We start from the raw sequence: 12,460 nt of genomic DNA, 5'->3' as shown, positions 1-12,460 counted from the left end.
CGCTACGACGGGTGCGATGGTCCGTCACGGCGTCCTGCTTTATCCGGCCGGCAGATACCCGATACCCTGGGTACCGTGAACTCACCGGAATGGCGTGATCGTCCGCCTCAGACCTACTTCGGCCCGGCCAGTTGGCAGGCCCGACTGCTGGGCTTGGCGGCGCTGATCTTCCTGCGGTCCTCGATCGCCGTGCTGACGGTTCTCGGGACGGTCATCAACCGCTTCTGGCCCGCCGGTATGCAACGGGCTCGCCTGGATCTCATCGACAAGCCGATGCGGTTCATCCGGCCGCTGCCGGGCACCCAGGTGACACGGATACAACTACCGGACTGCCCGGCGGAGTGGGTTGTGGCCCCCGCGTCCCGCGATTCGGACCGGGTGATCGTCTACTTCCACGGCTCGGCGCTGGTGACACTGGGCCTCAACTCGCATCGCCGGTTCGTCAGCAAGCTGTCCGAGGCCGCGGGTGCCCGGGTGCTCAATGTCGGGTACCGGTTGGCTCCGCAGGCCGGCATCGACGAGGCGATTGCCGACGGGCTGAATGCCTACCGATACGCGCTGGACGCCGGGTACTCCGCGGATCATATTGTGCTGGCCGGTGATTCGGCCGGTGGCTTGATGGCGGCCAACACCGCGCTCGTCGCGCGCGACGCCGGGTTGCCCGTGCCGGCCGGTCAGGTGCTGATGTCGCCGCTGACGTCGTCGGACATGCAGATCAAGCGGCAGGCCGCCGCCGCCCACCGCGATCCGTTCTTCCCGTTCATGGCGTTCATGTTCCTGTATCGCGTCTACGCCACCGTGAACGGAACCCGCGAGCTGCCGGTGATGCCCCCGGAGGCGCAGCTTCGCGGACTGGGGCCGTTTCTTTTGCAGGTCGGCAACAACGAGATGCTGCGCAACGACACCTTCTTGCTGGCCGACGAGCTCACCGCCGCCGGCGTGCCGAACTGGGTGCAGGTGTGGGATCGCGCGCTGCACATGTTCCAGCTCACCTTCGACTTCAACCCGGATGCGCGACGCGCCGTCGACGAGATCGTCGCCTTCATGGGTCACGTGACGGCGGCCGCGACGCCGAAGGATCTAGGTCTGTCCGGCTAATAACTTCAGCAGCAACGGAATACGATTGGCCTCGATCTCGGGCTGAGGCAGCACGGCCCGCACGATCGAGGCGCCGTCAAAGGTGTTGGTGAGCAGCGCAACCACGCTGGGGAACAGCTCCTCGGGAAATGCGTCGGCGCCGGGAAATCCCCGGGCGGTGTCGTAGATCTTCGCACCGTATTCGTCCAACACCTCGGCCAGCGCGGTCCGCAGGTTCTCGTCCGTGCGTGCCGCGATCAGCAGCTCGTAGATCACCGCGCTGTTGGAGTTTGCCGTCAGATCACGCAGCACGGTCAATACCGCCTCCAGTGCCGAGCCGTTGGCCGGGATCTCCGCCACCTGCTTACTGATCAGCTCCACCTGGCGGCGCAGCACCTCTTGTGCGGTGGCCGCCATGAAGTCACACATGGTGTCGAAGTGGCGGAACAGCGCTCCGTCAGAGACGCCTGCGCGGCGGGCGATCGTCTTCGCCGACGCGCGGGCATATCCGATCTCGGCGATGGTGGCGATGCTGGCGCCCAGCAGTCCCGCGACGGTCGCCTCCCGGCGTTCTCGCTGGGTTCGGGCCATTGGCTACGCCCGCCTATACCGTTGCCAGCTCACGTGATCCGGCACGCAGGAACCGGCCGGACTTCATCGTCGTGCCGTAGCCGTCGCGGAACTGCCCGTTGCCGTACACCACGGTGCCGCCCACCACGGTCGCCACCACGGCGTCGTCGTTGCGGTTGACCATTCGGCTCAATCCACCGTAGAACTCCACCTTTTCCTCGTGGTAGGCATCCACTTCCTGGTTCAGTCCGGCCGGGTCGATCACCACGAGGTCGGCGCGATCGCCTTGGCGCAGCGTGCCCGCATCCAAGCCGAACCAATCGGCGACCTCGGCGGTCAGCCGGTACACCGCCCGCTCGACGCTCATGAACGGCCTGCCCGCCAGCTCGGCATCACGTACTCGCTTGAGCAGGCGCAGCGCGTAGTTGTAGAACGCCATGTTACGCAGATGTGCTCCGGCGTCGGAGAACCCGAAGTGGATGGTCGGCTCGTTGGCCAGCCTGTCGAGCTGGCGGGGCCGGTGGTTGGCGACGATCGTGGTCCAGCGCACGTTGCGTTCGCCGTTGGCCACCAACACATCCAGGAACGCGTCCAGCGGATGCAGTCCCCGCTCGTCGGCGATCTGCCCGAAGCTCTTGCCGATCAGGCTCGCATCCGGGCACTCGACGATCACCGCGTCGTGGAAGTCGCGGTGCCACAACGTCGGCCCCAGCTTCTTGCGGTCGAACGACTTGCGGAATCGGCGCCGGTAGTCGACGTCGGCCAGCAGTGCGTTGCGCTCCAGTTGATCCCGCAGGTGCAGTGCGGCGGTGCCGGCGCCGAACTCCTCGAACACCGGCAGATCGATTCCGTCGGAATACAGCTCGAACGGCACCGGCAGGTGCTGAAAGCGCACCGAGGAACCGAGCAGTGCGTTGAGCAGCCGGGTGCCGGGGCCGAGAACGCGCACCGCGCCCGGTGAGGACTTGGCGTCGGCGGAGACCAGCAGGCTCATCTTCACCCCGCGCCGGCGGCCGAACATTCCGCTGCTGGTGAGGAAGAAATTCAAGGCTGTCAATGGTTTTGCGACATTCGGGGCGCTCTGCAGCATCCGGCCGCGCTTGCGCAGCACCTTGATCAGCCGGCGTCGTTCCCGCCAGGTGGCGAACGTCGAGGGCAGTGCCCGCGAGCGGAAGCGCTCACCGTCGAGTTTGTCGATGGCCGCGTCCATTCCCGACATGCCGAGCAGTCCGGCGTCGAGCCCATCTTCGAGCAGTGCGGCCATCTTCTCCAGCTCGGCGTCGCTGGGGACGACGCCGTCGGTGGTGGCGCGGTCCAGGCCCAGCACCGCGGTGCGCAGGTCCGAATGACCAAGCATGGAGCCGATATTGGGCCCCAGCGGCATGTCGTCGAGGGCGCGGACGTACTCGGCCGGGGTGGTCCAGGCCTTCTTGGCGCGCAGCGCATCCAGCACGAATTTGCGCGGCACCGCCTCCACCCGGCTGAACAGGTCAGCGGCGTCCTCGGAGTCGGCGTACACCGTGGACAGCGAGCAGTTGCCCAGCAGGACGGTGGTGACGCCGTGGCGCACCGATTCGGGCAGACCCGGGTCCAGAAGCACCTCGGCGTCGTAATGGGTGTGCACATCGAGGAAGCCGGGCACCACCCACTTGCCGGCGGCATCGATCACCTCGGGGCAGTCCGTCTCGTCCAGCGGTCCGGACGCGATGTCGGCCACCACGCCGCCGCGGATGCCGAGGGTGCGGACCTGCGGGGTATTGCCCAAGCCGTCGAACCACAGGCCGTTGCGGATGATCAGGTCGTAGGCCACCAGCGCTCCTCACTTCGGGGTCGAGTTAGATAGTGAGTGCCTGCAATCTTTTTGTCAAGGGTGGAATTGTTCCGCAGCTCTCGGCCGTCCCTCTATTCACTTGTGTCACTGTGGTTTTGGCGTGGGCGCGTGTCGGTGGGGCGTCGTATCATTCGAACATGCTTTCGATCAATGGTCGCGATGAGATCGTCGAAGCCTTCGACGCGACGGCACCACCGAAACACTCCCACCCGCCAACCAAGACCGAGGCCAAGCGCGCACCAACACCTACCACCACCCCGAAAAACTGCTGCGAGACAGCGAAACCGGCGACGAGGACGGCGAAGACCCCTAGCTGAGTCAGTGAGCGAAGTGCCGGGCCCCGGTCAGGTAGAGGGTGATCCCCGCCTCGGCAGCCGCCGCGGTCACCTCGTCGTCGCGCACCGAACCACCCGGGTGCACGATCGCCTTCACCCCGGCCGCGGTCAGCGTCTGCAGGCCGTCGGGGAACGGGAAGAACGCATCCGATGCAGCCACCGCACCGGCCACCCGCTCGCCCCCGCGCTCCACCGCCAGTCGGGCCGCGTCGACCCGGTTGACCTGGCCCATGCCCACGCCGATGGTGGCGCCGTCGCCCGCAACCACGATCGCGTTCGATTTGACCGCGCGGCAGGCCCGCCAGGCGAAGACCAGGTCGGCCAGGGTGGCCGCATCGGCCGGTTCGCCGGTGGCCAGCGTCCAGTTCACCGGGTTGTCACCGGAAGCGTCGAGGCCGTCGCGGCTCTGCATCAACAGCCCGCCGCTGAGCTGGCGCCATTCGGTGCCACCGCGCAGCGGCTCGGAGGCCACCAGCACCCGAATGTTCTTCTTGCGGGCCAGGATCTCCACGGCCCCGGGCGCGTAAGCCGGCGCGACGATGACCTCGGTGAAGATGGTGCTGACGTACTCCGCCATCTCCACGCTGACCTCGGTGTTCGCCGCGATCACTCCGCCGAACGCACTCAGCGGGTCGCACTCGTGGGCCTTGCGGTGCGCGTCGGCCACCGACGTCGCCGAGACCGCGATGCCGCACGGGTTGGCGTGCTTGATGATCGCCACGCAGATCTCGTCGTGGTCGAACGCCGCCCGCCACGCGGCGTCCGCGTCGGTGAAGTTGTTGTAGGACATCTCTTTTCCGTGCAGCTGATCGGCCTGCGCCAACCCCGGCCAGGCCCCGCCGTCACAGAACAGAGCGGCCTGCTGGTGCGGGTTCTCGCCGTACCGCAGCTGCGTCGCCCGGCGGTAGGTACGCCCGATCCATTCCGGCAGGCCCTGACGAGGCTCCTCGGGCGCAAGCGTCGACGACATCCAGTTGGCCACCGCGACGTCGTATTCAGCGGTGTGGCGGAAAGCCAACGACGCCAACCGTTTCCGCTCGGCGAGGGAGAAACCGCCAGCCTTGACCGCGGCCAGCACGCCGTCGTAGCCGAGCGGGTCCACCACCACGGCCACGCTGGGGTGGTTCTTGGCGGCCGCCCGGATCATCGACGGGCCGCCGATGTCGATCTGCTCGACGCACTCGTCGATACCCGCACCGGAGTCGACGGTCTCGCTGAACGGGTAGAGGTTCACGACCACCAAGTCGAACGGCGCGATGTCCAGTTCTTCCAGCGCCGCAGCATGTTCGGACTTGCGCAGGTCGGCCAACAGCCCGGCGTGCACCCGCGGGTGCAGCGTCTTGACCCGGCCGTCGAGCACCTCCGGGAACCCGGTGAGCTGTTCCACGGGAGTGACCGGAATGCCCTTGGCGGCAATTGATTTGGCAGTAGAACCAGTGGAGACGATAGCCACCCCGGCGGCATGCAGTCCGGCAGCCAGGTCGACCAGGCCGGTCTTGTCGTAGACGCTGATCAGCGCCCGGCGAATCGGTCGCTTGCCGTCGGTCATCCTATGGTTGCCTTTCGTCCGGTCCAGGTCACGCCGCGGGTCGCCAGCGCGGCCAGAACGTCTACCAGGAGCTTGCGCTCCACTGTCTTGATGCGTTCATGCAGGGAGTCTTCGTCGTCGTCGTCGAACACTGCGACCGGCTCCTGGGCCAGCACCGGACCAGTGTCGGTCCCGGCATCCACCAGGTGCACGGTGCAGCCGGTGACCTTCACCCCGTAGGCCAGCGCCTCGGGCACCGCGTGCGCGCCGGGGAAGGCGGGCAGCAGCGCCGGGTGGGTGTTGACGGTGCGCCCCATGAAGCGGGACAGGAACTGCGGCCCCAGGATCTTCATGAAGCCGGCCGAGACCACCAGATCAGGGGTATGCGCGGCGGTGGCCTCCGCCAGCGCGAGGTCCCAAGCAGCCCGGTCGGAATGGTCGGGCATCGCGACGGTGAACACCGGTAGCCCGGCGTCCTTGGCGATCTGCACGGCCCGGCAGTCGCGGTCGGTGCCGACGGCCACCACCCGCGCCGGGTAATCACCCACCGCCGCGGCCAGCAGCGACTCCAGCAGCGATCCGGTACCCGAAGCCAGCACCACCAGCCTCGACGGGATGCGTGGGGCCACGTGGATCGGTTGCACGAAGCAAGAGCCTACCGCCGAAGATCCGGCCGGCGATCAGGCCTGGCGCTGCCCTTCGTCGCGCATGATCCGGAGCGCGGCGGCCACACCGTCGGTCCAGATCTCGACCTTGTCCCAGATCACGTCGGGGTGGCCGACCGGATGGATGCCGTGGCTGATCTTCTCGACCCGGCCACACGCAAGATCCTGGAAGTCGCGATCGTCGAGCTCCGGGAACTCGTCGTATTCGCTACAGAGTTCGGCGCCTTCCAGCTGCTGGTACAGGTCCTCCGCCAGGGCGCCCGACAGCCCGATCGATACCGCCTCGGCCATCTGGAACCCGGCCTCGACGCCGTCGACCCAGATCGACGCCATGACGTCGAGGATCGGCTCATGGCCGGGTGGCAACACCAGCTGCGTGAGCTTCTCCACTCGGGCACTTGCCAGTCTGTGCAGGTTCCACGTGCTCACGACGCTTGTCATGTCACTATGCGACCAGGACGGCGAGCAGTATATAAGGGACTCAAGTCCTTAATTCTGCCAAGGGGTGGCGCTAGCGCGGTCGGTCGAGCCCGTCATCGTCGGTGAACATCAGGTCTTCGGGGTCTTCCCACGGGCCGGGCGGCTCGGTCGGCGGGTGCGGCTCAGATGCTGCCGGCTGCTCGGGTTGCGGCGTCCAGCTCAGCTCACCCCCCTCCTCGATCTCGTCGGGTTCGAACAGCTCGTCGGGTTCGAAAAGCTCGGGTTCGACGGGCTCGAGGTCAAGCTCGGGCTCGGGCTCGACCGTGGGCACCGGCTCGGGGGCGGGCGGCAGCATTGGCCGAGGCAGCACCGGCCCGCGCCGCACCCCGCCGATCATCACCACCGTCAGTGCACCGATCGACGCGAACCACAGGAACACCGCCGGGCCGAATGTCACCTGGTCCACCCCGACATCGCCGAAGTTGCCCAGCCGTCCGCCGCCGGCCCACCCGAGCAGTGCCATCAGTACCGCAGCGATACCCGCTGCGGCCGCAACCTTGCCCAGTGCCGGAACCAGCGGCAGAGGGCGCCGGGCGCACTGCTGACCCACGGCCACCGCCGCGGCGGCTCCGATGATCAGCAATGCCACCCACGCGGGTCCCAGCGGAGGGGTGGGCGCAGCGGCCAGAATCGGCAGCGCCGGAATGTCGCCACCGAGCACGGTGAATGCGCTGAACAGCGCGGGACCGATGTGCGCACTCGATCCGACGGCCATCGCCGCCCCACCGATCAGGACATTGGGCACATACAGCACCGCCAGCAGCGTCAGGCTGAACTGACCGAACAATGAATCGGTGACCGCGTACAGCTCGTGCATGGTCCCCCAGTGCAGGACCAGGGATACGACAGTGATGGTCCCGGCCAGCCCGACCAGCGCCAGCATTCCTGCGACCGCGGCTCGCAGCGCGTCGAAGATCCAGTCCGGCAGCGGCGTCTCGGCCACAGCGCGCCGGCCCACCCGCGTCCCCATTCCGATCGCCGCGCCGATCGCATGCACCAGGAACACATGGCCGAAGGCGCCCAACGCATGTGGGGTCTGCAGTTCGGTCATGACCGACGCCGCGTCATGGATGACCGCCAGGCAGATCGCCGCGATCAACAGCGGGCCGCCCAACGCCGACGCCACGATCCAGCGGATGACGAACCAGGAGGCACCCCGGTCGGTGGCCTGCGCGGTGGTCCGGGCCGTCCCGGCAACCATCAGCAGCACCGGCAGCAGCGGCAGCACGCCCAGCTCCCGACCGCCGATTGCGATCGGCACCTGATGCACACCCAGCCACATGCTGGCGATGGCGCCCGACGCCCCGGTCATGTCGCTGTTGGCGATCAGCAACTGCAGCAGCGTCACCGCTGCGATCACCGTCAACGCCACCACGGACGGGCCGAACGCGACCCGCAACAGATCGCGGGTCGGGTTCGAGCCTGATTTACCGACGGCCACCGGTGTCACGTCACGGGCACGTTCAACTCGGCGCGCCGGAGCGCGCTAGGGCTGAGCCGGACCTGACGGGGCGGAACCGCCCTGCGCCTGCTGGCCACCCGTCGAGCCCTGGCCCGACCCGCCGGAGCCCCCGGAACCCGCAGTCGACGAGCTGCCCGAGCCGCTGGACGGCGGCGGGCTGAAGCTGGGGAATCCGGTCGGAGGGGTGGGCGGGCCCTGCTGCATCGACGGCACCGACTGGGTCGGCTGCGAGGCGGTGCCGAAGCCACCCATCGAACCCATCCCGGACGAGGCCGGACCGGACTGCGCGCCGAAGCCACCGGAGGACGGAGCCGACGGGTAACCGCCGTAGGACGGGTAACCGGGCTGCTGCGGCGCCTGCTGACCGTAGTAGTTGCCGCCCGGGGGCAGGCCGTACTGGCCGTAGGGGTCGTACTTGGGCCGCGGCGCCGGGGCGGTGACGACACCGGTCTCCAGCAGCAGCACGCCGACCGCGGCGGCGGCCTGCAGGATGCTGAACGTCAACACCAGCCACAGTCCCCAGCCGACCGTGTAGTCGTCACCGGCGTCGGCAAGCGTGGCAATCGCCAGCAGTGCTCCCAGCGTCGAGATCACCGCGACCACCGTGGTGTAGGACTTCACCTTGGGCAGCAGAGCTGCCCCGGCCAGCAGCCCGGCCAGCAGTGCCAGCGGAACAGTGTGGCCGGCGTCGCCGAGGATGAGCGGGTACTCGCCGTTACTGACGGTGACGATCGGCCCGAAGTTCGCGAGGTAGACGCCCAAGCCCAGTACCGCGACCGCCATCCGCAGGTACAACGGCAGCTTGCTCTCGGCATCTGCGGTCTTGGTGAACGACGGCGTGGACGGGCCGAAGGAGCCCGGCGGTTGGGAAGACTGGAATCCGGGAGTCCCTGGTGAGTAGGTCATGACCTCTCCTGTGATCGGCGGCAGTGCGTATGAGGGGTGCGGCGCGGTTCGACCATCCACGCTAGCGCACACCGCGGTGACACCGCCGAGTCAACACCGTGGGTAGGGGACCCCCGGTTGCCCGAACAAATAGGAACACGTTCTAATCACCCATATGGATTACGGGCTTGTGCTATTCACCAGTGACCGAGGCATCGCCCCTGCGGCTGCCGCCAAACTCGCCGACGACCACGGCTTCACCACCTTCTACGTACCCGAACACACCCACATCCCGATCAAGCGTCAGGCGGCGCACCCGACGACCGGTGACGAGTCGCTGCCCGACGACCGCTACATGCGCACTCTCGACCCTTGGGTGAGCCTGGGGGCCGCGAGTGCGGTCACCTCGCGCGTGCGGCTGTCGACCGCGGTGGCACTGCCAGTCGAGCACGACCCGATCACCCTGGCGAAGTCGATCGCCACCCTGGACCACCTGTCCGGCGGCCGGGTGAGCGTGGGCGTCGGATTCGGTTGGAACACGGATGAACTCGCCGACCACAACGTGCCGCCGGGACGTCGTCGCACCATGTTGCGCGAGTACCTGGAAGCCATGCGTGCGCTATGGACGCAGGAGGAGGCCGAGTTCGACGGTGAATTCGTGAAGTTCGGCCCGAGCTGGGCCTGGCCCAAGCCGGTGCAGTCACACATCCCGGTGCTGGTCGGCGCCGCCGGTACCGAGAAGAACTTCAAGTGGATCGCCCGCAGTGCCGACGGCTGGATCACCACGCCGCGGGACTTCGACATCGACGCGCCCGTCAAGCTGCTGCAGGACACCTGGGCGGCCGCCGACCGGGACGGCGCACCGCAGATCGTCGCACTGGACTTCAAGCCGGTGCCCGAGAAGCTGGCGCACTGGGCTGAGATCGGCGTCACCGAGACGCTGTTCGGGTTGCCGGACAAGCCCGAAGCCGAGGTCGCCGCCTACGTGGAGCGACTGGCCGGCAAGCTCGGGCTCAGCGCCTAGCACCTGCCGCCCTTTTTTTGGGCGCGAGCGCGCACAACGGTCCGCGCCCACCTGGGCTTTTGGCGGACCGTTGTGCGCGCTCGCGCCAAAAAATGGAGTAGGTCAGCGCAGCGAGCAGCGGTTGCCGTAGTCCAGGGCGCGCACGGTGACGGCCGCCCCCAGCGGTTCACCGTCGGACAGCAGCGCCACCAGATCTTCGTCCTCGCTGGTCGCCAGGAAGCGACTGCCGTCGGCGTCCAATCGGCCGATGATGATTCCGGTCGGGGTGTCCCAGTCGTAGCGGACGCTGTAGGTCTCGATGGTCCCCGGACCGTCGGCGTGCTCGGTGACGGCGATCTTGGGCGCCCGGTCGAGCCCTTCCTGCAGTTCGGCGCTGCGATCCGGGGTCCAAGCCACCGGCGTGGTCGAGTACACCCCGACCGCATACTTGCTCTGCATGCCGCCGTTGGCCCCGACGAATGTGAATTGTCCCGGGGCGTTGCGCGCTGCCGCCACCGCCTCGGCGATGGCGTGCGTCGAATAGTTGTTGCCGGCACCGCCGAAGAACGGCAACCCGCCGGTCAGGGTCAGCCCACGCGGATCATCGGCGGCCAATCCGAAGGCATCGCAGATGGTGAACACCGGCACCGGGAAGCAGCTGTAGAGGTCCATCGCCGCGACGTCGCCGAAGCCGATCCCGGCCATCGCCAGCGCCTCGGTGGTGGCCGCGACGGCCGCCGGGTAGGCATTCAGGTCGGCGCGTTCCAGCAGACGTTGCGCGCGCAGGTCGGCGTGGCCGTGCAGGTACACCCAGCGGTCTTGCGCCACACCGAGGCGCCGGGCGGCCTCGACCGACATCAGCAGCGCCGCGGCCCCCTGGTTGACCTGATCACGGGCCACCAGCAGCCGCGGGTAGGGGTCGCAGATCATCCGGTTGGCGCCGGTGATCGTGGCCAGCTCGTCAGCCGAGCGCTCGACCGGTGACGCCGAGAACGGATTCTTGGCGGCGATCTTGGTCATCGGGGCGAACAGTTCCGCCATCTCCCGGCGGTAGTCGGCCGGGCTCAGGCCGAGCCGTGCGCGGCGGGCGTTCTCCAGCAGGCCGTACTGCACCGGCGCTCCGGTCAGCCCATGGATCACGGTGTAATGCTCGATGAAGTCCTCGAGTCCGTAGCCGCGGTCTTCGAGCTGGCCGTCGACGGTCTCGGTGAAGTCCGGCTTGTCAGCAGCGTTGGCGAAATGCCGCAGCGTGGAGGTCGCATCCGCACCGCACAGCAGCACCACGTCGGCGGCGCCGGAGGCGATCTCGCCGGCGAACTCGGTGAGCAGCTTCTGCGGACCCTGACCGCCGACCTTGTCCAGCACCGCACGGGCCGGGTCAGCACCGATCAGCCTGGCAACCGACCGCGGAAAGTTGTTCGACTTGCCCAGCGGTGCAGGAGCTTTCGGAATCGAGTTCTCGAACGCCCGGGTGGCTACCACCGTGTCAATGGCGACCGCGGCCGAGGCGGCCCCGCAATCGGCCAACGCAGCCCGGGCGGCTGCGGCGGCCAGTTCGACCGGCGACATGCCGCGGTAGCCGGCGTCGTCGATGCGCTCGGCCGCCTGCCCGACGCCGACGACGACGGGTGTGCGCGGATCGATGCTCATGGGTTCACCCTTCGCTGGGCGGGAGACACAAAAGCCCCCGACGAAGCGGGGGCTTTTGCGTCTGCCGTTTTACAGACTCTGCAGGATCTCGCGAGCCAGGGCCGCGGTGGCCGACGGGGTCTTGCCCACCTTCACACCGGCGGCCTCCAGGGCCTCCTGCTTGGCGGCCGCGGTGCCCGACGAGCCCGACACGATGGCGCCGGCGTGGCCCATGGTCTTGCCCTCCGGCGCGGTGAACCCGGCGACATAGCCGACGACCGGCTTGGTGACGTTGGCCTTGATGTAGGCCGCGGCCCGCTCCTCGGCGTCGCCGCCGATCTCACCGATCATCACGATGACCTTGGTGTTCGGGTCCTTCTCGAACGCCTCGATGGCGTCGATGTGGGTGGTGCCGATCACCGGGTCACCGCCGATGCCGATGGCGGTGGAGAAACCGAAGTCCCGCAGCTCGTACATCATCTGGTAGGTCAGCGTGCCCGACTTCGACACCAGACCGATCGGGCCGGTGCCGGAGATGTTGGCCGGGGTGATGCCGACCAGGCACTCACCCGGGGTGATGATGCCGGGACAGTTCGGCCCGATGATCCGGGTCTTCTCACCCTTCTCGACGTTATAGGCCCACGCAAAGGCGCTGTCCTGCACCGGGACTCCCTCGGTGATGACGACCAGCAGGGGAATCTCGGCGTCGATGGCCTCGATCATCGCGTCCTTGGAGAAGGCCGGCGGCACGAAGGCGATCGACACGTCGGCGCCGGTCTCCTTCATGGCCTCGGCGACGCTGGCGAACACCGGCAGCTCCACGTCAGCACCGGACGCGTCCTTGTGCGACACGGTGGTGCCGGCCTTGCGGGCGTTGACACCGCCGACGATCTGGGTGCCGGCGGCCAGCATGCGCGCAGTGTGCTTGGTGGCCTCGGCACCGGTGATGCCCTGGACGATGACCTTGCTGTCCTTGTTGACGAAGATCGACATGC

General features: G+C 68.0%; 11 protein-coding genes and 1 pseudogene. 3 read left to right on the top strand and 9 right to left on the bottom strand.

Translation table 11 applies throughout. The features are described 5' to 3' along the window. Nucleotides 1-75: 75 nt before the first annotated feature. Nucleotides 76-1,098: an alpha/beta hydrolase gene (locus tag K6T84_RS08425; RefSeq protein ID WP_225401558.1), complete on the top strand. Its 1,023-nt coding sequence runs from the start codon at nucleotides 76-78 to the stop codon at nucleotides 1,096-1,098. On the opposite strand, the gene K6T84_RS08420 is transcribed toward K6T84_RS08425, so the two are convergent. Both K6T84_RS08420 and K6T84_RS08415 read right to left on the bottom strand, forming a co-directional pair. Then, nucleotides 1,081-1,668, bottom strand: a complete 588-nt coding sequence (locus tag K6T84_RS08420; RefSeq protein WP_225401557.1) for a TetR family transcriptional regulator — start codon at nucleotides 1,666-1,668, stop codon at nucleotides 1,081-1,083. The two genes, K6T84_RS08425 and K6T84_RS08420, sit on opposite strands and share 18 nt — an antisense overlap. A 13-nt stretch (nucleotides 1,669-1,681) precedes the next feature. Further along, complete coding sequence (locus K6T84_RS08415) at nucleotides 1,682-3,457, bottom strand: N-acyl-D-amino-acid deacylase family protein (RefSeq protein ID WP_225401556.1); 1,776 nt, start codon at nucleotides 3,455-3,457, stop codon at nucleotides 1,682-1,684. Between the two features lie 199 nt (nucleotides 3,458-3,656). On the opposite strand from K6T84_RS08415, the pseudogene K6T84_RS08410 reads away from it, so the two are divergent. Then, nucleotides 3,657-3,791, top strand: a pseudogene (locus K6T84_RS08410) (hypothetical protein); the annotation flags it as partial. A 5-nt stretch (nucleotides 3,792-3,796) separates the two neighbouring features. Here the strand turns inward: K6T84_RS08410 and purH are convergent. From purH to K6T84_RS08385, 5 genes are all read right to left on the bottom strand, one after another. After that, entirely contained in the window at nucleotides 3,797-5,362 is a 1,566-nt protein-coding gene (gene purH, locus K6T84_RS08405; protein ID WP_225401555.1) for a bifunctional phosphoribosylaminoimidazolecarboxamide formyltransferase/IMP cyclohydrolase, read from the bottom strand. Next, complete coding sequence (gene purN / locus K6T84_RS08400) at nucleotides 5,359-5,985, bottom strand: phosphoribosylglycinamide formyltransferase (RefSeq protein ID WP_225401554.1); 627 nt, start codon at nucleotides 5,983-5,985, stop codon at nucleotides 5,359-5,361. Before purN ends, purH begins: the two co-directional genes overlap by 4 nt. Nucleotides 5,986-6,021: 36 nt before the next feature. After that, complete coding sequence (locus K6T84_RS08395) at nucleotides 6,022-6,447, bottom strand: hypothetical protein (protein WP_224864658.1); 426 nt, start codon at nucleotides 6,445-6,447, stop codon at nucleotides 6,022-6,024. 70 nt (nucleotides 6,448-6,517) lie between these two features. Next, on the bottom strand, nucleotides 6,518-7,936 hold the full coding sequence (locus K6T84_RS08390) for a cell division protein PerM (protein WP_408066075.1): 1,419 nt from the start codon (nucleotides 7,934-7,936) through the stop codon (nucleotides 6,518-6,520). 36 nt (nucleotides 7,937-7,972) lie between these two features. Further along, complete coding sequence (locus K6T84_RS08385; protein WP_224864656.1) at nucleotides 7,973-8,854, bottom strand: DUF5336 domain-containing protein; 882 nt, start codon at nucleotides 8,852-8,854, stop codon at nucleotides 7,973-7,975. Between the two features lie 154 nt (nucleotides 8,855-9,008). Between K6T84_RS08385 and K6T84_RS08380 the strand changes: the two genes are divergently transcribed. After that, a complete protein-coding gene (locus K6T84_RS08380) occupies nucleotides 9,009-9,857 on the top strand; it encodes an LLM class F420-dependent oxidoreductase (protein ID WP_225401553.1) in 849 nt (282 codons plus the stop codon). A 102-nt stretch (nucleotides 9,858-9,959) separates the two neighbouring features. Here the strand turns inward: K6T84_RS08380 and K6T84_RS08375 are convergent, their stop codons facing one another. Together K6T84_RS08375 and sucD are read right to left on the bottom strand one after the other, a co-directional pair. Then, on the bottom strand, nucleotides 9,960-11,486 hold the full coding sequence (locus tag K6T84_RS08375) for an acetyl-CoA acetyltransferase (protein ID WP_225401552.1): 1,527 nt from the start codon (nucleotides 11,484-11,486) through the stop codon (nucleotides 9,960-9,962). 69 nt (nucleotides 11,487-11,555) lie between these two features. Continuing rightward, nucleotides 11,556-12,458 carry a succinate--CoA ligase subunit alpha gene (gene sucD, locus K6T84_RS08370; protein WP_224864653.1) on the bottom strand — a complete coding sequence of 301 codons (903 nt, stop codon included), beginning with the start codon at nucleotides 12,456-12,458 and terminating at the stop codon, nucleotides 11,556-11,558. Nucleotides 12,459-12,460 lie beyond the last annotated feature (2 nt).

It is taken from the genome of Mycobacterium zoologicum (genome assembly GCF_020181635.2).
GTDB classification, from domain to species: domain Bacteria; phylum Actinomycetota; class Actinomycetes; order Mycobacteriales; family Mycobacteriaceae; genus Mycobacterium; species Mycobacterium zoologicum.
The sequence above is the reverse complement of the archived record's forward strand: the minus strand, read 5'-3'. Positions and strand labels throughout refer to the sequence as shown.